Source organism: Streptomyces sp. NPDC058239, assembly GCF_042882185.1.
Classification (GTDB): domain Bacteria; phylum Actinomycetota; class Actinomycetes; order Streptomycetales; family Streptomycetaceae; genus Streptomyces.
In genome coordinates this window covers 1-22,727 of record NZ_JBHVWS010000077.1, presented here as the reverse complement: position 1 = coordinate 22,727, position 22,727 = coordinate 1, and the positions used below count along the sequence as shown (strand labels likewise).

The 22,727-nt window shown below is 68.0% G+C and carries 16 protein-coding genes and 2 pseudogenes; 13 read left to right on the top strand and 5 right to left on the bottom strand.

Annotation, left to right across the window (positions count from 1 at the left end; all coding sequences use genetic code 11):
• Positions 1–52 precede the first annotated feature (52 nt).
• Positions 53–577, bottom strand: a complete 525-nt coding sequence (locus tag ACFVYE_RS42905) for a hypothetical protein (RefSeq protein WP_383968449.1) — start codon at positions 575–577, stop codon at positions 53–55.
• A gap of 681 nt (positions 578–1,258) precedes the next feature.
• Here ACFVYE_RS42905 and ACFVYE_RS42900 point away from each other — a divergent pair.
• The 5 genes and pseudogenes from ACFVYE_RS42900 to ACFVYE_RS42880 form a co-directional block, all read left to right on the top strand.
• Positions 1,259–1,819, top strand: a complete 561-nt coding sequence (locus tag ACFVYE_RS42900) for an isochorismatase family protein (RefSeq protein ID WP_383968452.1) — start codon at positions 1,259–1,261, stop codon at positions 1,817–1,819.
• Between the two features lie 146 nt (positions 1,820–1,965).
• Complete coding sequence (locus ACFVYE_RS42895; RefSeq protein ID WP_383968455.1) at positions 1,966–2,193, top strand: hypothetical protein; 228 nt, start codon at positions 1,966–1,968, stop codon at positions 2,191–2,193.
• 47 nt (positions 2,194–2,240) lie between these two features.
• A pseudogene (locus ACFVYE_RS42890) lies at positions 2,241–4,073 on the top strand (MFS transporter); the annotation flags it as partial.
• 117 nt (positions 4,074–4,190) lie between these two features.
• Positions 4,191–4,550 (top strand): carboxypeptidase-like regulatory domain-containing protein, encoded by a 360-nt coding sequence (locus ACFVYE_RS42885; protein ID WP_389608862.1) that lies wholly within the window; start codon positions 4,191–4,193, stop codon positions 4,548–4,550.
• An 18-nt stretch (positions 4,551–4,568) separates the two neighbouring features.
• Positions 4,569–4,691 (top strand): annotated as a pseudogene (locus tag ACFVYE_RS42880) (GNAT family N-acetyltransferase); the annotation flags it as partial.
• A gap of 32 nt (positions 4,692–4,723) precedes the next feature.
• Here the strand turns inward: ACFVYE_RS42880 and ACFVYE_RS42875 are convergent.
• The 4 genes from ACFVYE_RS42875 to ACFVYE_RS42860 form a co-directional block, all read right to left on the bottom strand.
• Positions 4,724–5,671: an NAD(P)-dependent oxidoreductase gene (locus tag ACFVYE_RS42875; RefSeq protein WP_389608852.1), complete on the bottom strand. Its 948-nt coding sequence runs from the start codon at positions 5,669–5,671 to the stop codon at positions 4,724–4,726.
• Positions 5,672–5,834: 163 nt separating this feature from the next.
• Entirely contained in the window at positions 5,835–6,602 is a 768-nt protein-coding gene (locus tag ACFVYE_RS42870; protein ID WP_383968461.1) for an SDR family NAD(P)-dependent oxidoreductase, read from the bottom strand.
• 352 nt (positions 6,603–6,954) lie between these two features.
• Positions 6,955–7,584: an alpha-ketoglutarate-dependent dioxygenase AlkB gene (locus ACFVYE_RS42865; protein WP_389608850.1), complete on the bottom strand. Its 630-nt coding sequence runs from the start codon at positions 7,582–7,584 to the stop codon at positions 6,955–6,957.
• 384 nt (positions 7,585–7,968) lie between these two features.
• Positions 7,969–9,420, bottom strand: a complete 1,452-nt coding sequence (locus ACFVYE_RS42860; protein ID WP_383968466.1) for a multicopper oxidase family protein — start codon at positions 9,418–9,420, stop codon at positions 7,969–7,971.
• 569 nt (positions 9,421–9,989) lie between these two features.
• Between ACFVYE_RS42860 and ACFVYE_RS42855 the strand changes: the two genes are divergently transcribed.
• The 8 genes from ACFVYE_RS42855 to ACFVYE_RS42820 all read left to right on the top strand — a co-directional run.
• Positions 9,990–11,291, top strand: a complete 1,302-nt coding sequence (locus ACFVYE_RS42855; protein WP_383968469.1) for a Dyp-type peroxidase — start codon at positions 9,990–9,992, stop codon at positions 11,289–11,291.
• Between the two features lie 80 nt (positions 11,292–11,371).
• Entirely contained in the window at positions 11,372–12,418 is a 1,047-nt protein-coding gene (locus ACFVYE_RS42850) for a beta-propeller fold lactonase family protein (RefSeq protein WP_389608847.1), read from the top strand.
• Between the two features lie 91 nt (positions 12,419–12,509).
• Entirely contained in the window at positions 12,510–13,373 is an 864-nt protein-coding gene (locus ACFVYE_RS42845) for an NAD(P)-dependent oxidoreductase (RefSeq protein WP_389608845.1), read from the top strand.
• A 126-nt stretch (positions 13,374–13,499) separates the two neighbouring features.
• Positions 13,500–14,186, top strand: coding sequence for an SDR family oxidoreductase (locus ACFVYE_RS42840; protein ID WP_389608843.1), 687 nt, complete (start codon positions 13,500–13,502; stop codon positions 14,184–14,186).
• A 430-nt stretch (positions 14,187–14,616) separates the two neighbouring features.
• Positions 14,617–16,275: an FAD-dependent oxidoreductase gene (locus ACFVYE_RS42835; protein ID WP_389608842.1), complete on the top strand. Its 1,659-nt coding sequence runs from the start codon at positions 14,617–14,619 to the stop codon at positions 16,273–16,275.
• Positions 16,272–17,705, top strand: a complete 1,434-nt coding sequence (locus ACFVYE_RS42830) for an ATP-binding protein (protein WP_389608840.1) — start codon at positions 16,272–16,274, stop codon at positions 17,703–17,705. The genes ACFVYE_RS42835 and ACFVYE_RS42830 overlap by 4 nt, the downstream gene beginning before the upstream one ends.
• Positions 17,706–18,498: 793 nt before the next feature.
• Complete coding sequence (locus tag ACFVYE_RS42825; RefSeq protein ID WP_389608838.1) at positions 18,499–20,691, top strand: BTAD domain-containing putative transcriptional regulator; 2,193 nt, start codon at positions 18,499–18,501, stop codon at positions 20,689–20,691.
• Between the two features lie 504 nt (positions 20,692–21,195).
• Positions 21,196–22,727, top strand: a 1,532-nt coding sequence (locus ACFVYE_RS42820; protein WP_383968488.1) for a condensation domain-containing protein, incomplete at its 3' end; no start/stop codon positions are given.

Below are 22,727 nucleotides of genomic sequence, written 5' to 3'. Positions count from 1 at the left end.
GTCGTACAGGCGCCGGGCACGGAACGGTCGTAACAGCGGATGGGAGGCGACCTCAGGACTTCTTCCGCCCACCCGCCTTGGCGCGCGAGGTGCCCGTGGCGCTCGTCGCTGCGCGCTTGGACGCGCGGGTCTTCGCCGTCCCGGAGGCAGCCGACGCCTTGGCCGGGCGGGTCTTCGCCGGCCCGGAGATGGTCGAGGACTTGGCCGGACGCTTCTTTGCCGTTTTCGATTTCGAGGTGGTCGATGCTTTGGCCGGGCGGGTCCTCGCCGGCCTCGCGGTGGTCTGCGCCTTGGCCGACCTGGCGGCCCGCTTCGCCTGCAATCCATCGGTGCGGGCCTCTCCGGCGGCGGGGCTCGCCGCGACATCCTTCGGACGCGGCTGCGTGAGCCACACCACCGCGGCGCCCGCCATGGCCACCGGCCACTCGACCACACCGGCTACGCCGAGCAGTCCGGCACCGGTGTACGCCGCGACACGCCGTGCATGCGGCGAGACGATCCCGACGGAGTCCAGAACACCGTCGACGAGCCCCTTGACCCGATCCGCCCCGGGGACCCTCTCCACTGCTGACGTCACCCTCCGCACGGGGTGCGTCAGTGTCTTCTGAACGGGATGTTGCACCTTTGTGTCCCCTGAGCCGGACACATGGGAACTGTCAGTCATGGTCGCTCTCTCTCCGTGGGGCAGGGCTGACGAACGGCACGCGGCCGTCACGCCTCTCACCTTTCAGCAACCTTGACAAGATCACGCAACTCCGGCAAGCCTGGACATATCCACTTACCGCCAAGTGAGGTAACAGGCGGTGGACGCCTCAGCGCCAAGGGCCTTACCGGCTGCGGATTTTCGAGAAGACCAGCCGTCCGGTCCCGACAGCGGGTCGTTGCGTATCGCTGACCGGCACCCGCGTGTGTCCTGGCCGCGAGGAGACGAGGGCCTGAGCGCCCATCCCGGGAGTCGACTTTCCGAGCGTTCGCCCGCCGACGCCGTCACCACCCGACCGCTACCCCTGCGCTCGTCGACTGATCCGCCACACACTGCTCTCCGCCTGACCGGCCGGGCCGGCGTCAAGCCCCCCTCCCCCCGCTGAAGGCCGTTTCATGCGCACCGAACTGACCTGGCCGCGCCGAGCGGCTTGTTGTAACTCCCAGTGGTGTGACGCGGAGGTCAAGACTGGCGGCGGGGTTCGTTCCGGCCCACTGTCAGTGGGCGGGTCTACCGTGCTTGGACACAGTAATCCGGAGTGAGCAAGGGGAGACCATGACCACACTCGAGAATCGGCCGAACACCGCACTGCTCGTCGTCGACGTGCAGAACGGCGTCGTCGAGGGGGCTCATGAACGCGACGCGGTCGTCGCGAACGTCGGCAGCCTTGTCGAGAAGGCGCGGCTGGAAGGGACACCCGTTGTCTGGATCCAGCACTCCGACGAGCAAGTTGTGAGGGAGAGCAACGACTGGCGGATCGTCCCCGAGCTGACTCCGCGCGACGCCGAGCCGCTCGTCGAGAAGAACTACTGCGACTCCTTCGAGGACACCACCCTCGAAACCGTCCTGTCGGGCCTCGGAGCCGGGCGACTCGTCGTCGTCGGCGCACAGACCGATGCGTGCATCCGCTCGACGCTCCACGGCGCATTCGTCAGGGGGTACGACACCACCCTCGTCAGCGACGCCCACACGACGGAGGACCAGACGGCATGGGGAGCGCCGCCGCCGGACCAGGTCATCGCGCACACGAACCTGTACTGGACCTACCAGACGGCACCGGGACGGACGGCCGGGACGGTCGAGACCAAGGATGTCGACTTCGGCGGCACGTCCTGAAGCCTGTGCGACGAGGCGGGAACGCCTCGGCCTCGGCCGGCTGCCACTTCCGCAGCTACTGACCCGAGAGCTCTGCGAACCGGCGTACCAGCACGATCCGCAGAGCATCTGTCCGGGCCTCCTCGGAAGCCGGGCGGGCCACTGACGTGGCCCGCCCCGAAGGCGTCGCCTCGGACACTGCCACCGCGCTCAACGGGCGCTCGGTGTGGCGTTCGGGCTCCCGTCAGGTGCTGGTCGGCGCCCTGGCCGCGGGCGTGTCCTACGCGGTGCACGGTGACCGTGCACCGCACCCGCCCGAGCGCGCTCGGGCCCACACCGGCATCCGGCTGCCCCGTCGGCCGGCAGCAAGATCCGCGAAATCGGAGGAGAGTTAGTTTGGGAGCAGGAACTGATCCAGCCCTCCTCGTTCGAGGACGTGCCCATGACTGCGAGGTCCGCCGCATCCCGTGCGGCGCGGGCGCGGGCCGGAGCCACCGCTGACACCGCCGGCCCGCACTACGCGTGGGTCGTGCTTTCCAACACCACGCTGGGTGTTCTGATAGCCACGATCAACGCGTCGATCATGCTTATCGCGCTGCCGGACATCTTCCGCGGAATCGGGATCGACCCTCTGCAGCCGGGGAACACGAGCCTGCTCCTGTGGTTGATCATGGGGTATCTGGTGGTCACCGCGGTGCTCGTGGTCAGCTTCGGCCGGATGGGCGACATGTACGGCCGGGTTCGCATGTACAACGCGGGCTTCGCGGTTTTCACCGTGTTCTCGGTGCTGTTGTCGGTGACCTGGATGCATGGCACGGCGGGCGCGCTGTGGCTGATCCTGATGCGCGTGGGCCAGGGTGTCGGGGGCGCGATGCTGATGGCCAACTCCAATGCGATCATCACCGACGCGTTCCCGGCCGACAGACGCGGCCTGGCATTGGGACTGAACCAGGTAGCGGGCATCGCCGGCTCGTTCATGGGTCTGGTGCTCGGAGGGCTGCTCGCCCCGGTGGAGTGGCGCATGGTGTTCCTGCTGTCGGTGCCGATCGGAGTGTTCGGCACGTTCTGGTCGTATCGGAAACTGCACGACACCGGCATCCGGCGGCCCGCCCGGCTGGACTGGTGGGGCAATGTGACCTTCGCCGTGGGGCTGATCGCGGTGCTGGCGGGCATCACCTACGGCATCCAGCCCTACCAGGGGCACACCATGGGCTGGACCAACCCCTGGGTGCTGTCCGCCCTGATCGGCGGGGTGGTCGTACTGGTGATCTTCGGCATCGTGGAGACCAGGGTCGCCGAGCCGATGTTCCGGATGAGCTTGTTCCGCATCCGTGCGTTCACCGCCGGGAACCTCGCGAGCCTGCTGTCCGGGATAGGCCGCGGCGGGCTGATGTTCATCCTGATCATCTGGCTGCAGGGCATCTGGCTGCCCCGGCACGGCTACAGCTTCACCCAGACCCCGCTTTGGGCGGGCATCTACATGCTGCCGCTCACCGTCGGATTCCTCATCGCCGGGCCGGTCTCGGGCTGGCTGTCCGACCGCTTCGGTGCGCGGCCGTTCGCCACCGGCGGCATGATCGTCGCCGCAGGCAGCTTCGTGCTGCTGGCGCTCCTGCCGGTCGACTTCCACTACGGGGCCTTCGCCGCGATTCTCCTGCTCAACGGGATCGGGATGGGACTGTTCGCCTCCCCGAACCGGGCCGGGATCATGAACAGTCTGCCCGCGGACCAGCGCGGGGTCGGCGCCGGCATGAGCACCACCTTCCAGAACTCTGCGCTGGTGCTGTCGATCGGGGTGTTCTTCACCCTGATAGTCCTCGGCCTGGCCGGCACACTGCCACACACCCTGTCCAGCGGCCTCGTCGCCCAGGGCGTCCCGGCCGCCGACGCGGACCGGCTGGCGGCCCTGCCGCCGGTCTCGGTGCTGTTCGCCTCGCTGCTGGGCTACAACCCGGTCCAGACGCTGCTCGGCCCGAATGTGCTGGATCACCTGCCGGCGAGCCACGCGGCCTACCTGACCGGCCGCGGCTTCTTCCCTGCCCTGATCTCCGGGCCGTTCGCGAAAGGCCTTGAAGCCGCGTTCGTGTTCGCCATCGCCGCCTGCCTCGTCGCCGCTGTCGCCTCCTGGCTGCGCGGCGGCAAGTACGTGCACACCGACCAGCCGACCACCGTCGGTACCACGGACTATTCCTGCCCGGCACTGATGGGCCCGGAGACAGCACACGACGGCTCCGGGACCCCGGACCGCGCGGCAGTCCCCGTCGGAACCCGCGGTCCCGCTTCGGGCGTCGCGCACGCCGCCCCGCGGACGGTCGGCCCCGACACCGCTCCGGCCGGGCCGCCCGCACTGCGCGAAGACCAACCCCGCCCCAACGGGGACTTCCCCCTCGATGTGTACACGCTGATCGTCACTGCACATGGCTACCGCCCGGCCACGTACACGTTGAGGACCGGCGGCAACGGCCAACCGGCCGCCGCAGCAACCGCCCCCGGGACAAACGGGCAGATCGCCGGCGTGGTCTGCGGGCCGAGCCCGGACCGCCCGCTGCCCGGGGCGGTCCTACGCGCCGTCGATGCGACGGACACAGTCGTGGCACGCACCACCACCGACCGCGACGGCCGGTTCCGACTGACCGGCCTGCCCCGTCACCTGTCCGCGGTGACCACGGCCCCAAGCCCGACGACACCGCCGGACGTCAATCGCCCGGCAGGCGCGACCTTGCACCTCACGCTGGACAGCATGAGGTCATGACCAGGCCGGAGCGGGCCTCTGAGGAGACGCCCGGCGCGCCTTCGCTTCCCGCGAGGTGCGACCGAAGTGTCCTGCACCGTCCTGCCCGAACACCGGGGGCGCGGTATCGGCCGCAAGGCGTCGGCCGCCGCAGTCGAGTGGGCCCGCCGGCATCGGCGGTCTGGGTCGGCAGGTCATGCCTGCGGTGACAGACCGTCGTCCACGGCCACGTTCTGGGGGTCCAGCGCGATGCCGGAGTTCCTGGCCTGTTCGAGGATCAGGGCGGCGAAGTCCTCCTCGACGTGCCCCGCGCCGATGGCGCCGGCGACGAGCTGAGCGGTGGCGGCGGCGAGCGGCATCGGGACCTCCAGCTCGCGGGCCGCGGACAATCCCAGATCGAGGTCCTTGCGCAGCAGCGGCATGGTGAACGTCGGTGTGAAGTCCAGGTTGACCAGCGCGGGCGACTTGTAGCGGGTGTAGACCGAGCCCATCACGGAGTCGTTGAGGAATTCCAGGAAGGCGGCGCGGCTGACACCGCCCTTCTCCGCGAGAACGGTGATCTCGGCGAGCGACTGGGTGACGACACCGAGAAAGACGTTGTGTGCGATCTTGACGAGACGGGCGACTTCGTCCTCGCCTACGTAGGTCACCCCGCGCCCGAGGAGTGCCAGCAGCGGCTCGACCTGGCCGAACACCTCGCGCGAGCCGGAGACCGCAACCGTCAGCTTCCCTGCGGCGATCACCTTCGGGTTCCCACTCACCGGGGCGGCCAGGAAGTCGGTCCCACGGTTGGCGGATTCGCTCCGGATCAGCGCGGACGCCTGGGTCGACACCGTCGAGCTGTCGATCAGCACCCCCGGGGCGGCATCCGGCGAGGTCAGCACGCCGCCGGGGCCCGTGGTGACCGCCTCCAGGTCAGGCGCGGCGGAGACCATGGTGAAGACGACATCCCGGTCGGCCAGATCGGCCGGCCGCTCGACGATCGCCGCTCCCTGCTCCGCCAGCGGTTCGGCCTTGGAACGGGTTCTGTTGTAGACCGCTACGTCATGCCCCGCGTCCAGCAGCCGGGCGGCGAGTTGGAAGCCCATACGGCCGGCACCGATCCAGCCGATACGTGGGCGGTCCTGGGCGACGTACGTCATTCCTCTACCTCAATCCTGGAAAGCGTGCGGGCTGCCGACTACAGCGCTCAATGCCTCGTTCGCATGCGGGGGACGCGCTGCGGTGATGCGAAAAGGCCCAGCAGGACGCCGCGATGGCCCCCGACCACCTGATACTTCATCGGGCGGCCCTGCCTTCCTTGGATCAGAACCAGCCACCGTCGGCCTGGATGGTCCGGCCGGTGATGAACGAGGCATCGTCCGACACCAGGAACGCGACGACTGCGGCGATTTCGGAGGGCTGGGCCATCCGCCCGAGCGAACTTGTGGTGCGAATGAGGGTGTGGAATTCAGTGTCGACGTCGGGATGGACGTAGTGGGAGGCCGCGTGAGCGGACATGTCGGTGACGGTTCCCCCGGGCGCGATGGCGTTGATGGTGATGCCGCGTCGGCCGAGTTCGGCGCTGAGGTTGAGCGCGATGCATTCGACTGCGGCCTTACTGGACGCATAAAGGGCGTGGTAGAAAACCGCCTTGTGGGCACTTTGCGATGACGTCAGTACGATCCTCCCTCCTTCGCCCATATGCCGTACCGCGTTCTGTACGGCGAAGAACTGGGCTCGTGTGTTGATTGCGAAGACACGGTCGAAGTCGGCGGGGGTGACGTCGTCCAGCTTGCCGAAGTGCTCAACTCCGGCGTTGCTGGCGAGAATGTCGAGTCCACCAAGAGCTTCGGCGGCCTGATCGGCCAGCCGACGGATCTGGTCCGGATCGCTGACGTCCGCCTTGATGGCGACCACACGGCGGCCGTCGGCGGTGATCTCGGCGGCGAGCGCTTCGGCCGCGTCGCCACTGCTCCGGTAGTTGATCGCCACGTCGGCTCCGTCAGCGGCGAGCCTGCGGGCCACAGCCGCACCGATCCCTCGCGCACCGCCGGTGACCAGGGCCTTCCTGCCTGTCAGCTTTCCGCTCATCGGTCTTCTCCCGTCCACGGGAATCCGGCGGTCATGCCGAATGCGGGTATCGCGGCGTAAGGGTCACAGAATTCACGGCAGCAGATGAATCTCTCACCGCGCATACGCAGTGGAGGACTCCCGTGATCGTCCTCGTCACGGTGGGCACGTCCTCGTTCACCACCTGGCCGTCAGAATCAGAATCGCCCCGGCCCGGGCACCGGCGCCAGTCGGAGGAAAGTCCGGCCCCGAGTGGCACACCCGCCGTCCGGCACCAGCTCGCCCCGGGCAGGCCGATCGGGGGGTTCTGCCGGCTGTGTCCGAGGGCGAAGGGGCGTCGATCCTGCGAGTGCGCCGCCTGCGAGGTGAGGGGTCACTGCACCCCATGCGGCCGGAACTGGATGCTGATACGTCCTCCAGCGGCCCGCGCGGTCTTGGGGATGGCATGCTCCCAGGTCCGCTGGCAGGAACCGCCCATCACGATCAGGTCGCCATGTCCGAGTGGCCGGCGAACGACGTCGCCGCCTCGGCGCGGGCGCAGCAGCAGGTCGCGGGGCTCTCCGACGGAGAGAATGGCGACCATCGTGTCCTCGCGGGCCCCTCGGCCGATGCGGTCGCCGTGCCAGGCCACACTGTCGCGCCCGTCGCGGTAGTGGCACAGGCCAGCCGTCGTGAAGGGTTCACCGAGCTCGGCGGCGTAGTGCGCGGAGAGTGCCTGCCGCGCCTCGTCGAGGACGGGGTGCGGCAGCGGTTCGCCGACGCGGTAGAAGGCAAGCAGGCGCGGGACGTCCACGACTCGCTCGTACATCTGCCGTCGTTCGGCCTTCCAGGGAACGCTCGTGGCCAGATGTTCGAACAGGGCGTCGGCGCCACTCAGCCAGCCCGGGAGGAGGTCGATCCAGGCGCCGTCGCCGAGCCCTGTTCTGCGGAGGCCGTGCAGTGGGCGTAGACGCACGTCGTCGCTCTGATCGAACAGGGACCCCTGGAGCTGATGCGATGCCATACATGCAGCGTACCTCGCATTCGAACATTTGAGCTATATCGAATGCGTGTGCGCCGCTCCCGCCCGTGCGCGCCGGGGTGTCACTGATGGGTGCTGCGAGACTGTGGGGGCGAACCCCGCCTTCGCCCCGGCCCTTCGCCGTGACAGCAGGCCGAAGCGCAAGCGCCGATCAGGACCATCAGGGCGAACGACCCATTGGCCATGGGCGCTCAGGGCGATGCGGACGGCGCGAGGGGCGCTGAACCCTGGATGCGGGACCGGGCGAGCCCGTGGATGACGGGCCGGCCCCTGACGTTGTGGCGGGCCGTCGTCGCGGAGATCTCGCCCCTCCGTCGTCGGCGCCGATGGTGACCGCTTCACCCTGGCACTGCGGACGTCGGCACGTTACTTGACGATCTCCAGCACCGCCATCATGCCCGCGTCCTCGTGATTGAGGATGTGACAGTGAAATACGGTCTTGCCGGTGTAGTTCCTGAAGTGGATCCGGACGACGAGCTGCCCCTTGGCGGGCACGCTCACCGTGTCCTGCAATCCGTGGCCGTGGTGCGGCCGGCCGTTGATGCTCATCAACTGGAATTTGTTGACGTGCACGTGGAACGAGTGTTCCTCGTTGCTGTCGTTGCGCACGGTCCACTCCTCGACCGTGTTCAGCCTGGACCGGACGTCCACCCGGTTCGGATCGAACTGCTTGCCGTTGATGTAGAACTTGCTGCCGTCCTTGTTCTCGGAGAACACGAGGGTGCGCCGGGCAGCGATCGCCGAGTGGCTCAGGTCCGCGACCGGCGCGAAGGCCGAGGTGGGCAGGGCCGCCGGGTGCGCGGAAGGTCCTTCGGAGACCAGGGTTGCCAGGGTCGCCTGCGGGAACTTGTTACCGGCCGGCCCGGTGTTGTACGCGAGCGTCTGCAACTGGGTATGGCCGGTCGGACCGCCTTGTACGAGCACGTCGAAGCGGGCGCCCGCCGCGAGAAGGAGCGAGTCGGCCGTCCAGATCCGGTCGACGGGGGTGCCGTCGTGGGCGATCACATGGAACCGCTGACCCCGCAGGCGGATGTTGTAGTAGATGTTGGCGCTGATGTTGGCCAACCGCCACAGTTGGGTCTCACCCGGCCGGATGCGGATGGTCGGGTTCAGCTGACCGTTGACGGTGCGATTGGTGGACGCGCCGATGTGCAGGTTCTGGGTCCTGACCGCATCACCCTGGACCTGGAAGTCCTTGAGCCCGATGACGTGCTCGGTGATGTGGCGCAATCCCACCGGCAGGTACTCCTGCAGCCCGTCGACGATCAGGACGCCCGACATGCCCCCGGCGACCTGCGGCGCCGAGATCGAGTGTGCATGTGAGTGGTACCAGTAGGTGCCGGGCCGCAGGGTGTTCGGGAACCGGTAGGCGTAGTGAAACGTCTGGCCGGGATGAATGTGAACGAAGATGTTGTCGGAATTGCCGCTCGGCGACACATGAAGTCCGTGAACATGCAGATTGGTGAACTCGTTCAGCGAGTTCTTCATCGAGAGGTCCACCTTGTCCCCCGGCCGGATGCGCAGCGTGGGGGGCATGTAACTGCCGTTGTAGGTGAGGGCCCACAGCTTGCGGCCGCCCACCTCCACCCTTCGCCTCTGCACGACGAGCTCCACCCGCAGGACCCCGTTGCGGCTCACCATCTGCGCCGGCTCCTTCAGCGGGGCTCCCTGCGTAACCGCCGGCGACTCCAGAGGGACAGCCACCGGCTGCGCCTGTTCCCGTTCCGGTGGCTGCTCGCCGGCACAGCCACCGACCAGGAGGGCGATGACGACAACGACAGCAGTGGCCAGTTCGGGCAGCTTGCACCGAGACCTCATTACCTCTCCACTCCGGGGACCCCCACATCGCACGCGGCTCACTACCAGCAAGCACGCGGCCCGGCCTGTGCGCCACCTCTGTGGAGCGTTCGCGCGACACAGCCACCCCCCGACGCCGGCTGGGTGCCGCTGTCCGGGAACGTGATCACCTGTCCGGCCAGCGAGACCTACGACGCGCACGGGGCGGCCGGCATCAGCACCGCGGGATTTCGCTCGGCAGTAAACAAGCGCTGAAGAAGTGGCTGAGGGCGTCCACCGGCTCCGAGTGGTGCATCCGTACGCCCCATTCACACCACAGGGCCGTTCTCGCCACCGCGTGCTCGACGGGCCGCGCCCCGACGGGACGTCAATGGTGGGGAGAGGCTGGCCAAGCGGCGTCTCTTCAAGTGGCGCGAGCCTGAGCGTCCAATATATTACTTTTTGCGAAGCGGTTATGTAACTGCGCCAATCCAGACACCGATTGGGCTGCCGCACACGGTCGCGCGCCTTGTGGGCCGGGGTCGGCTCACGGAATCCGATCGCGGCAGCGCCGTACGGTTTGCCACCTGGATCGTTGCCTGAGAGGAACCATGACTGACGAGACATCCGCGTCCCTGGAGGACGGGTGGAGCGGCGAAGGGTGCCCGGCGAGTGCGTTTGCCCGGCGGTCGTTTCTTCACAGCGCCGCCGCCGGCCTGGCCGGAGCAGCGGGCGGGGCGGCCTCGGGCAGCGGTGAGGCGCTCGCCGACACGATGGTCGAGATCAAGGCGCAACCGAAATCCCGCACGATTCCCTTTCACGGCCATCACCAGGCAGGCATCGCCACTGCGCCCCAACAGGACGCGATTTTCGTCTCGTTCGACGTGACCGCTTCCGACCGGGCGGAGCTGACCGACCTGTTCCGCGCGCTGACCGCGCGGGCCCGCTTCCTCACGGCGGGCGGCAGGCCACCGGAGGTGCCCCCGACCGCAACACCGACGGACAACGGCATCATGGGACCCACGTTTGTGGCGGATGGTCTCACCCTCACAGTCGGAGTGGGCGCGTCCCTCTTCGACGACCGCTACGGATTGAGCACGCGCAAGCCGGTCCAGCTCGTTACGATGACACCCTTCCGCCACGACGACCTGGACCCCGCGCTGAGCCAGGGCGACCTGCTGATCCAGATCTGCGCCGATCACCGCGACACGACGGTGCACGCCCTGATCGACATCCTGACCCACACCAAGTCCGCGATGAAGCTGCGCTGGCGCATTGACGGCCAGCGCAATCCGGAGCGTCCCGTCGGTGTCCGGCGTGACTGGTTCGGCTTCAAGGACGGCATCTCCAACCCGACCGTCACCGACGATGCCCAGATGAATCAGGTGGTCTGGGTCCAGCCGAAGAGCGCCGAACCGGCCTGGGCCGCGGGCGGCACGTACCACGTGGTGCGTATCGTGCATTTCTTCATCGAGGCGTGGCAGAAGGTGCCCGTTGCACAACAAGAGCGGATCTTCGGCCGCCGCAAGGCGAGTGGCGCCCCCATGTACGCCGTGGATGAGAACGTCACGGATCTCCTCGACCCCATCTACACCAACGACCCGCAAGGCCTGATCACCCCACTGAATTCTCACATCCGCCTCGCCAATCCCCAGACTCCGCAGACCGCGGCAACCAGCACCATCCTGCGCCGCAGTTACGACTACGACCGGAGCCCCAACGTGCCGGAACTCGACATGGGGCATGCATTCGTCTGCTTCCAGCGAGAGCTCAACACCTATGTGGCCATGCAGACCCGCCTGGAGGACGAAACACTGGTGCCGTTCATCAGCCCACGGGGCGGGGGGTACTTCTTCGCACTTCCCGGAGTCCGGGACGAGAAGGACTACTACGCCCGCGGGCTCCTGGCCTGATCCTTCTCTGCCCCTGGTCGGCGTCGGCGAGACGCCGCCCCGCTCCGGACCGAACCATCGCAATGCGCACAGGAGGCGAGATGTTCTCTGCCCTGCGGAACCGAGTCGGCAACGGCCGCCGCCGACCCGGCAGGGCGCTCCGGCCGGCACTCGCGGTGGGCATCGGGATCCTGTTGATCTCCTGTACGCCCGCCACCTCGGTCCGCAAGGACTCCGCCGTGCCGGTCGCGCCCGTCCACGCCGGTGCCAGTGGCCGCGTGTATGTCACGAACCAGCAGGACAACACCCTCTCGGTGGTCGACGCCCGTACCCACAAGGTCGTCGCAACCGTGCCGGCCGGCGTGGCGCCCGAAGGCGTCGCGGTCGCCAAGGACGGCAAGCACGTGTACGTCGCCAACAGCGGATCGGCCCGGGTCTCGGTCCTCGACACCCGGAACAACAAGATCGTTGCAACCGTGCCGGTCGGAAAGAGCCCCACCGGTGTCGGCCTCAGCCCCGATGGCAACTCACTCTGCGTCACCAACGGCAGTTCGAACACTGTCTCGTTGATCGACACCCGAACCAACCGGGTCGCCGCGACCGTCCCGGTCGGCAAGTCTCCGGTGAACGTGGCGTTCAGTCCTGACGGTGGTTCGGCCTACGTGGCGAATTCCGGGTCCGGCAGCCTGTCGGTCATCAACACCCGCACGCGCCGGGTCGACCGGACCCTCCCCGCAGGGCGCTCCCCGGTGGGCGTCGCCATCACCCCGGACGGCAAGTCGGCCTACGTCGCCGACGAAGTGGGAAAGCAGGTCCTTGCCGTCGCAACCCGTACCGGCAAGGCGACGGCCGTGCAGGTCGGCGAGGGCCCCTTTGACGTGGCCATCGGGCCCGACGGCCACTTCGCCTACTCCGCCGATCTCGGTCCGGGCAACGTATCCGTGATCGACACCGGCAGCCACCGTGTCTCGGCGACCATCGCCCTCGGCCCTCCCGGCACCGACCCGTTCAGCCTGGAGGTCACCGACGAGGCGATCTACGTCACGAACCAGGGAGCGGGCACCCTCAAGGTCATCGACCCGAATTCACACAAGGTCGTCGCGACTGTCACCCTCGGCGCCAGCCCCTACGGCGTGGCGGTGAGCTGAGCCCGCGACGCCCCACCGGAGGTTTCCTTGCCGGGAAAGACTCGGGTTGCCGGTGGAACATGGACAAGGGGAAACGGAAAAGGGGTCTTCCATGTCTCACGCTTCCACCGTCGCTGTTCTGGGAGCAGGCGCACTCGGCGCCGCGATGGCGATGCGTCTCAGAGATACCGGCCACGACGTACGGCTCTGGAACCGTACGGAGGAGAGGGCCCGTGCGGTGGCGGAGCACGCTGCCGGGGTCACGGCAGTGAGGGCAGTGGGCGATGCGGTCTCCGGCGCGTCCGTCGTCATCACTGTGCTCCGTGACGGCGATGCGGTCACGGAGGTCATGTCAGATGCCATCGGTCGGCTCGACAACGATGCCGTCTGGGTGCAGGCGAGCACAGTAGGGCCGCGGTACGCCGACGCGCTGGCCGGTCTGGCTCGTGATCACGGTGTTGCGTACCTCGACGCACCGGTCTCGGGAAGCACCGCTCCGGCTCGGCAGGGCAAGCTTGTCTGGTTGGCAGCCGGCCCCGAGGACGTCCTTGCGCGGGCGCGTCCCCTGCTCGACGATCTCGGCTCGTCCGTCCTCCACGTCGGGACGGAGGTCGAGGGCAGCGCCGTCAAGCTTGTGGTCAATGCCTGGATGGCTGCCTCGACGGTCGCCATGAGCGACGTACTCGCGCTGTGCGACGCACTCGGCGTCGACCACACGACGTTCGTCCGGGTGCTTGAGGCGGGCCCGCTCGCCATGCCGTACGAGTTGCAGAAGGTAGGCGTCATGGACGACGCCTCGTACGCGCCCGGATTCGCGGTGCAACTCGCCCTGAAGGACATCGAACTGGCCGCGGCAGCCGCGACCCCCAGCCCTCTGCTCCAGGCCGTCCGGGACCGCCTGCGAGCGACCGTCGCAGCCGGCCACGACAACGACGACCTCGCCGCAGTCGACTACTTGAGGAGGCCGCCGTCGTAGTCCGAATGCGGGCCGTCGTTCCGGTCCCGGCCGCCCAGGGCCACCGGAGCGGCAGTGCCACCGCTGAATCCTGCTTCAAAGGAATTCCTTTTCGTCTACCTGCCAGCCAGAAGGGACCACTGGATCGTGACCACCTCGATCATCGTCGGAGGAAGCAGCGGACTGGGCCGCGCTGTGGCCCAGCGATTTGCCGACCGCGGCGACACTGTCGTCATCACCAGCCGCACCACGGCTCGCGCCGACACCGTGGCCGGCGAAATCGGGGGGATCACCCGGGGCCTGGCCGTTGACCTGTCGCGGCCGGAGACGATCGCCGCCGCGCTCGGCGATGTGCGCGAGGTCGACAACCTGGTGATCACCGCCATCAAACAGGGCGTCAACTCCCTCGCGGACTTCGATATCGCCGCAGCCATCGAGAGCGTGACCACCAAACTGGTGGGCTACACCGAGACCGTGCGAGTCCTGCGTGACCGGTTCAACCCCGGCGCGTCGGTCGTGCTCTTCGGTGGCCTGGCCAAGGAACGCCCTTACCCCGGTTCCACCATGGTGACGGCCTTCAACGGCGGCATCACCGGTCTGGTGAAGACCCTGGCCGTGGAAATCGCACCCCACCGCATCAATGCGATTCACCCGGGCGTGGTGGGAGACAGCGCGAAGTGGCGCGACGCACCCGAACACCTCCACCTGGCGCGTACCCCTATCGGACGCCTCGTGACGACGGCCGAGGTCGTCGATGCCACCGAATTCGTCCTCCGCAACTCCGGCGTCAACGCCCTCGACCTGTTCGTCGACGGCGGACTGCGCGTGACATGACTCATCCGGGGACCGGGCAGCCACACAGAGCAACGACCGACAGCCAAGCAGTCACGTGATCCGCCGCTGGTCCCAGGACAGGGCCCTCCGGCAATGACACCGTGCCCGGACCGGTGATGCGAGCAGTGCGGCAACGCGGATTCCGCAGGAGCAGTCAGCTCATGACCGTGGGCATGGCCTGTTCTCCGAGCGCGCGAAGCGGCGCATGCGCGACGTCCACCGCCTCTCGGCCGGCCGAGAGGTGCTGCCGACGGCCACGGCGGACCATTCACACCATGCCGTCGGCACCCTGGTAGCCCTTGTCCGCCCGGCAACCACGGTGATCAAGGCCCCGGCCGGGGCATTCCTCCGGGGTTGATCACCGTGGTTGCCGGAGCCCCCGTCGGATCTTCACCCGTCGTTTCCGCATCATTGCGGGAATGATGGAACCATGGCGAACCCGACGATCCTGACTGTCGACGACGACCCGGCGGTCTCCCGGGCGGTCGCCCGCGACATCCGGCGCCAGTACGGCGAGCGCTACCGCATCGTGCGCGCTCTCTCCGGGAGCGATGCCCTGGACGCGCTGCGCGAGATCAAGCTGCGCGGCGATCAGCTCGCGCTCATGCTGGCCGACTACCGCATGCCCCACATGAACGGCATCGAGTTCCTCGAGGCGGCCATGGATCTCTTCCCGCTCGCCCGTCGTGTGCTGCTGACCGCCTACGCCGACACGGAAGCGGCGATCGACGCCATCAACGTCGTGGACCTCGACCACTATCTCGTCAAACCCTGGAGCCCGCCGGAACAGCACCTCTACCCGGTGATCGACACACTGCTGGACCTGTGGCACGACACACCTGATCCAGGGATCACGGAAACCCGCGTGGTCGGACACCGCTGGTCCGCACCGTCCTTCGCTGTCCGTGACTTCCTCACCCGCAACCTCGTGCCCTACCGGTGGCTTCTGTCCGACGAGCCGGAAGGGCAACGTCTGCTGACCGCCGCAGGGTTGTCGGCGGCCGACGTACCGCTGGTCGTCACCCCGGACGGCGAGCCCCTGGTCTCCCCCACCGAGCAGGAACTCGCCGCGCAGGTAGGACTGAGCACGGTTCCGGCCTCGGATTTCTACGACCTGGTGGTGGTAGGTGGCGGGCCGGCCGGTCTGGGAGCTGCCGTCTATGGGGCTTCGGAGGGTTTGCGTACGGTCCTGGTGGAACAGCGGGCGACCGGCGGGCAGGCCGGACAGAGCAGCCGCATCGAGAACTACCTCGGTTTTCCCGACGGCGTCTCCGGTTCCCAGCTGACCGAACGTGCTCGCCGCCAGGCGCTGAAGTTCGGGGCGGAGATTCTGAGTGCGCAACGGGCCGTCGCGCTGGAGGCGGCAGGATCGGGCCGGGTGCTGCACCTGGGGCCTGATAGCTCCATTGCCGCCCACACCGTGGTCCTGGCCACCGGAGTGTCCTACCGGCGGCTGGCCGCCACCGGGCTGCAGGAGTTCACGGGTGCGGGCGTTTTCTACGGGTCCGCCGTCACCGAGGCCCCCAGCTGTTCCGGGGAGGATGTCTACATCGTCGGCGGAGCCAACTCCGCAGGACAGGCAGCGGTCTATTTCTCGCGCTACGCGCGGCGCGTCCACGTGCTGATCCGCCAAGGCGATCTGACCCGTTCGATGTCCAGCTATCTCATCGACCAGATCAACGGCATCGACAACATCGAGATCCACGCGTGGACCGAAGTCCTCGGCGGTGAGGGCGAGGGGCACCTGCAGCGGCTGACCCTTCGCGAGAACCGGTCCGGCGTCGTGCGCACCGTTGCTGCGTCCTGGCTGTTCATCTTCATCGGGGCCGAGCCGCATACCCAGTGGCTGGAGGGAGTGGTCTCCCGTGATGAACGCGGATTCGTGCTGACCGGACCGGACTTGGTGGCCGGAGGGCAGCGTCCGGCGGGCTGGCGGCTGCCGAGAGATCCGTACCACCTGGAGACAAGCGTGCCTGGTGTCTTTGCCGCCGGAGATGTGCGTTCCTCCTCGGTCAAACGAGTCGCGTCGGCCGTCGGCGAGGGAGCCATGGCCGTCTCCTTGGTGCATCGCTATCTGGAGGCACAGTGACCACGTCAGTACATCTGTCACCGGAGCAGTTGCGGACGCTGTTCCTCTTCGAGAAGCTCAGTGACGAGCAGCTCAATTGGCTGTCGGAGCGCGGCCGTGCTGAGCAACGGCCGGCCGGAAGCGTGGTGTATGGGGAGGGCGAACCGGCCACGTGCTTCTTCGTCCTGCTCAGCGGTGCCATCGCGCTCAGCCGTGTGCTGCACGGCGACGATGTGGAGGTCAGCCGCACCGATCAGCGCGGTGTGTACAGCGGGGCAACCCGTGCATACCTCGGGGACCGCGTCGAACAGCGATATCCCCACACGGTGCGGGCTGTCACCGATGCCGAGTTCTTCGTGCTGCCCGCCGATGATTTCGCCCATGCGGTACGCACGTGGTTCCCGATGGCGCTGCACCTGCTGGAGGGACTCTTCTTCGGTACGCGGGCGGCCAACGCGATCGTCAGTGAGCGGGAGCGGCTGCTGGCCCTGGCCTCGCTGTCGGCAGGCCTGACCCACGAGCTGAACAATCCTGCGGCAGCCGCTGTGCGGGCCGCTGCGGCTCTGCGGGAGCGGGTGGCCGGCATGCGCCACAAACTCGCCTTGATCGCTGACGGTCGGCTGGACGGCACCGAACTGCACCGTCTCGTAGAGCTGCAGGACGATGCGGTGCAACGGGCCGCAACGGCTTCCGGTCTGCCCGCGCTGGCTGCTGCCGATGCCGAGGATGCCGTCGGCGACTGGCTCGATGAGCACGGGGTGACGGAAGCATGGGAACTGGCACCGACACTGGTCGCCGCGGGCATCGGCGTGCCGTGGCTGACCTCGGCAGCCGACACCATCGGTGAGGACAATCTCGGCCCCACGGTGCGCTGGCTGGCGTACACCGTCGATACGGAACTTCTGATGGGCGAGATCGAAGATGCCGTGACCCGTATCTCCGGGTTGGTCGGCGCCGCCAAGCAGTACGCGCAACTGGACCGGGCACCGCAGCAGACGGTGGATGTACACACATTGCTCGACGCCACGCTGACCATGCTGCAGGCGAAGATCCCCTCCGGTGTCCAGGTGGTCAAGGAGTACGCCCATGGGCTGCCGCCGATTCCGGCTTTCGGAGCCGAGCTCAACCAGGTGTGGACCAATCTGATCGTCAACGCCGTCGATGCCATGCCTGACGGGGGCACGCTGACGATTCGGACATGGAGGGAGGATGCGCGGCTGCTCGTGGAGGTGGCCGACACGGGCACGGGCATTCCGGCTGAGATCAGACCGCGGATCTTCGAGCCGTTCTTCACCACCAAGCCGGTCGGTGAGGGCACTGGGCTCGGGCTGGACATCTCCTACCGCATCGTCGTCAACAAGCATCATGGGGACATCCGGGTCTCTTCGCAGCCCGGCGACACCCGCTTCCAGGTGTGTCTGCCGATCGACCTGCAGCCCGAGGACTCCTGAGGACTGCCGTGGCATCCAACTGCGGCGGGCAGCTCCGGGCTCGGCCCTGCGTTGTCAGGACGTATTTCTACTGCCGGAAATCTGTGGCGCCCGGTCACAGGCGGATCGTCCGGCAGCTTCTCGGCATCGCCAACTACGGGCCCGACGTGCCCAGTCACGGCTGAGCGGTACGGAGGACGGCGGAGGCTGATGCCACCGGCCATCCGCTACGACGATGGCCGACATGGCCCGCCGTCACCCCGCACACCCCAACTCCCCCCGCACGCGGCCCGCCACCATTCACTGCATCGGTTCCGCCGAATGGTGCTCGACCACAGCAGCGGCGACCGAGCAGGCATCGAGGCCACCGCGGGCCCACCAGCCGCACGTCAAGGTGCCGAGGCAGGTTTCCGAACGACTCACGGGGGCGGCGTCCCGGAGTCGCGAACCCGGCAGGCATCACGGACATATCACCTGTCGACGGCGAGAGCATCCCCAGCGAATCGCACGCGGAGAAAACCGGGGTGCTCACGCTTCAAACATGGAATTTCAGACGTTCTTTTTCCGGAACTCACGGGCAGCGGCGCCTCATATCGCATTTGAAGAGAAATGAAGTTGACGGGCGCGACCAGAGCAGTCAGTCGTTGACTGGCCCCTTTCGATCATGCAATCATTCGAATGCACATCCTGTATCCGCTTTTCGTACACCCTGCACCAGTATTCGAACACGCCAGGCACGGTGAGGTCGGCGAACCGGTGCTTCAGGCCGGTCGCCATCGCCCTCTACGAGCCGTCACTGCCACGAAGGGGGCCCATGCAGTTCAGGATTCTGGGGCCACTCGAAGTCGTGGACGACGGCAGGCACATAGATGTCAGCGGGCAGCGTCAGCGCACGGTCCTGGCGATGCTGCTCCTCGAATCGGGACGCGTCGTCTCCAATGACCGCCTGGTGGAGGCCATATGGGAGCGGAAGCCGCCGGCGACGAGCCGCACCCAGGTGCAGATCGGTATCTGCGCACTGCGGCGCATGCTCCCCGCGGGGCCACGCCCCGGCCCCATCGTGACCCGCTCGCCCGGTTATCTCTTACGGATGGCCGAGGGGCAACTCGACCTCCACGCCTTCGAGGAACGGGTAGCCGCAGGAGGAAGAGCCGCTGCCGCCCATCAACCCCAGCAGGCGGTAAAGGAGTTACGGGCCGCGTTAGGGCTGTGGCAGGGGCACGCCCTGACCGATATCAGCAGCAAGCCGGTACGGGCGAACGCCGTCCAACTCGACGAGCGGCGCCTCGCCGTACAGGAACAATGTCTTGAACTCGAACTACGGCTCGGCAATCACCACCGCGCCGTGAGTGAACTCGGCGCTCTGGTCGCCGCCCACCCACTCCGGGAACGCCTGCGGGTGCTCCTGATGAGCGCACTCCACCGCGCGGGACGGCAGGCCGAGGCCCTGGACGCCTACCGCCAGGCGCGGGCGGCCCTCGTCGAGAGGCTCGGTATCGAGCCCGGCGCAGAACTGCAGCGACTGCACCGCATGATCCTGACGGGGGAAGAGGAGTGGGGCACTCCGCCCCGGGTCCAGCCCTTCATCAAGGTGACCGCGCCGGCCGCCGCGCCGGACGGACCCGGCAGCGGCCCGGCGATCCAGCCCCTTCCGGCAGTGCCGGCGCCTGCTGCGATTCCGGCGCACAAGATTCCGCGGCTGCTGCCCGCCGATATCGCCGACTTCACCGGCCGCACGCGAGCGATCCAGCGCATTCTGGCCGCCCCCACCCGCACCGGCACGCCCCGGACCGTCGTCCCCGTCACCGTGATCACCGGACGCGGTGGCTCCGGCAAGACGACCCTGGCCGTACATGTCGCCCATCGGCTCGCTCCGGACTACCCCGACGGGCAGCTCTTCGCGAAGCTGTCCGGCGCCCCGGGCCACCCGACGAGCGCCACCGAGGTGCTCCGGCGCTTCCTGCGCGCGCTCGGGGTGAGCGACGAAGCCGTCCCGAGCAGTGTCGAGGAGCGCGCCGAGATGTACCGTGACCTGCTGGCGGAGCGCCGAGTCCTCGTCGTGCTGGATGGCGCGGCGTCCGAGTGCCAGGTCGCCCCGCTGCTCCCCGGGTCGTCCGGATCGCGGGTGCTGATCACCTCGTGGCGGCGCTTCACCGGGCTTCCCGCGGACACCCGTATCGAGCTCTCCAGGTTCCGGCGGGAGAGCTCCGTGGAATTGCTGATGAAGATCATCGGACGGCGGCGGGTCGCCGCCGAACCGCTGGCCGTCGAAGAGCTCTGCCGTGCCTGCGACGATCTGCCGCTCGTGCTGCGCGCGGCCGCCGCACGCCTGGCTGCCCGGCCGCACCGGGCCGTGGCGGACGCCGTCGCCCAGGCCGAGGCAGTGGACGGATGCGCCGGCGTGGCCCGTCGCCCGGACGAACTGCGCCATGTGGAACAGACGGTCCGCACATGCATGACCCCGGCTTACGGGACGCTCAGTCCGGAGGCCCAGCGGGCTCTGCGCCGCCTCGCCCAGTTGGAGATACCCGACTTCGCCCCCTGGGTCGGCGCTCCCCTCCTCGAATGCGAACCGCACCGCGCCCAGGACCTGCTGGACGAGCTGACCGAGTCCTACCTGCTCGACGCAGTGGTGGACCCGGTGTCCAGAGCCGTCCGGTACCGCTTCCCCGCCTTCGTACGGGCCTTCGCCCTGGAGCGCCTGGCGGCGGAGGAGTCGCCGGAGGAGCAGCGGGCGGCGTTACGGCGCGTTCTCGACACCTTGGCGTATCTCACCGGCGAAGCGCAGCGCCGCGGCGGGTACGGGGACCCGCCCGTACCGGATGAGCCCATCCGCTGCCATGCGATGCCGCGGAGCCTGATCGACCGTCTGCTGGCAGACCCGGTCGCCTGGTACCAGCAGGAGCGCGTCCAGGTGGAGGCGGCGGGCCGGCAGGCGGCCGAAATCGGCCTGTGGACCATTTCCTGTCGCCTGGCGAGCAGTTCGACGGTGCTGGCCCGGAAGTGATTGCCCCTCGGGTGGCAGCGCGGCGGTTCGGCCGTGGGCACCGATTCCCTTTCGCCGGCCCGATATCGGCGCGCATCCCGTCACAACTGTCCTGATGACCGCCCCTCCGGCGGTCACGCACAACTCCCCCGCGAGCCTCGACGGGCTCCGGAGGGAGCGCCGCACCGGGACGCGATTCAATCTGCCGTTCATATACAAGGCGGACGTCTGCTTATTTAGCTCTATCACTTCCCTAAATTTACGCTAACGATGTGATCAAAAACCCTCCCGATCGTTAAAAGGCGCAGGTCAGGCGCCAATCACGAGGGTTGACCGGCTCTGATGCGCCTCTCTAATGTGACAGCGCTCCTCCATGTCCCATGCAAATAATCCCGCAGTTCTTCGCAGCGTTCACAGGTCCTCTTCGGCGATGCACGTACGCACTGCTCTGTGTGCTCTTCAAAAAACCGCGGCCGCGTTTCGTTTTTATTGGACCTTTAGTGGACCGGTGAGAAGGGCGTCATCATGGACGGCATCCCCACGACCGACGAGAACGCGGGAGAAGACGCACGTACGGGAGGCGGAACGAGACCGTCCTCATCCGGCCGGCTCCGCGCCAGGCCGGATGAGCGCGGTCCGCTCTCATTCGGCCAGCAGCGGCTCTGGTTCCTCGACCGCTGGCTCGGGGACAACGTCGTCTACAACATTCCGGTCGTTCTCCGCTTCACCGGCCCCTTGGACGCCGCCCGCCTGACGGCCGCCGTCACTACGGCCGCGGCCGGTCATGACGCCCTGTACACCGTCTTCGAGGCGGACGGGAACGGGGAGCCGCGCCAGCGGTTGCTGGACACCCGTGAGACGGACTGCCCGCTCGTCGACCTCACCGGCCTCGCACCCGCCGACCGCGTCCGCAGCGCCCGGGAGGCCGTCGAGGCGGATGCCCGCAGGCCGTTCGACCTGGCCCGGGATCCGATGCTGCGTGCGTCGCTGTACCGGCTGTCCGAGGACGAGCACTGGTTGCAGCTGACCTTCCACCACATCGCCTGCGACGGCTGGTCGCTCGATGTGTTCCAGCGCCGGCTGAACGAGGCGTACCGTGCCGGCGGCGGATCGGTCGAGCCACTGCCGGTCCAGTACGCCGACTACGCGTTGTGGCAGCGCGAGACGATGCACGGCCCTCGTACGGAGAAGGCCCTGGCGGCCTGGACGGACGCGCTGGCCGATGCTCCGGCCGTGCTGGACCTCGGCACGGACCGCCCCCGTCCGGCTGAGATGAGCTATCGGGGCGAGACGACGGACTTCCCGCTCACCGGAGTGTCCTCGGCGGCGCTGGAGGCGTTCGCCGCCGAGGAGAACGTCAGTCTGTACACGGTGATGCTCGCTGCCTTCCAGGTGCTCGCCGCGCGCCACTCGGGGAGCAGCGATGTCGTCGTCGGTTCGCCGGTGGCGGGCCGGGACAACGCCAAGCTCAACGATCTGGTCGGCTTCTTCGTCGACACGCTCGTCCTCCGGGTGGATCTGGGGGACGACCCCGGCTTCCGGGAGCTCGTGGCGCGCTCCCGCGCGTCGCTGCTGAGCGCGCTCTCCCGCAGCAGGGCCCCGTTCGATCTCGCCGTGAAACAGCTGCACCCCGAACGCTCACTGAGCCACAACCCGATTGTGCAGACGCTTTTCGCCTTCCATGAGGAGGAGCCGCTGGAGCCCTTCGGTGAAGGGCTCGGCGTCGAGCGTTCCATGGTGGCCACGGGGACCGCGAAGTTCGACCTCACCTGGTCGGTGTACCGGCGTCCGGGCGGGCTCCATCTCCAGGTCGAGTACGCGACGGACCTGTTCGACGCCGGCACCATCCGCACCCTGGTGGACCACTGGCAGATCCTGCTCGGTCAGATCCTCGCCACGCCCGATCTTCCGGTGAGCCGGCTGCCGCTCATGGCGCCTGCCGAGAGGCAGTTGGTGGAGTCGTGGGCGGGTGACGGCGCTGAACTCCCGGTCGGTGCGATTCACGAACTGGTGATACGCCGGGCCCGGGAAACCCCCGACGCCGTCGCCGTCGTCTG

Coding starts and splice junctions, on each gene's coding strand:
- ACFVYE_RS42900 (WP_383968452.1), top strand. CDS start 1,259: ATGACCACACTCGAGAATCGGCCGAACACCGCACTGCTCGTCGTCGAC.
- ACFVYE_RS42875 (WP_389608852.1), bottom strand. CDS start 5,671: ATGACGTACGTCGCCCAGGACCGCCCACGTATCGGCTGGATCGGTGCC.
- ACFVYE_RS42870 (WP_383968461.1), bottom strand. CDS start 6,602: ATGAGCGGAAAGCTGACAGGCAGGAAGGCCCTGGTCACCGGCGGTGCG.
- ACFVYE_RS42865 (WP_389608850.1), bottom strand. CDS start 7,584: ATGGCATCGCATCAGCTCCAGGGGTCCCTGTTCGATCAGAGCGACGAC.
- ACFVYE_RS42860 (WP_383968466.1), bottom strand. CDS start 9,420: ATGAGGTCTCGGTGCAAGCTGCCCGAACTGGCCACTGCTGTCGTTGTC.
- ACFVYE_RS42855 (WP_383968469.1), top strand. CDS start 9,990: ATGACTGACGAGACATCCGCGTCCCTGGAGGACGGGTGGAGCGGCGAA.
- ACFVYE_RS42850 (WP_389608847.1), top strand. CDS start 11,372: ATGTTCTCTGCCCTGCGGAACCGAGTCGGCAACGGCCGCCGCCGACCC.
- ACFVYE_RS42845 (WP_389608845.1), top strand. CDS start 12,510: ATGTCTCACGCTTCCACCGTCGCTGTTCTGGGAGCAGGCGCACTCGGC.
- ACFVYE_RS42835 (WP_389608842.1), top strand. CDS start 14,617: ATGGCGAACCCGACGATCCTGACTGTCGACGACGACCCGGCGGTCTCC.
- ACFVYE_RS42825 (WP_389608838.1), top strand. CDS start 18,499: ATGCAGTTCAGGATTCTGGGGCCACTCGAAGTCGTGGACGACGGCAGG.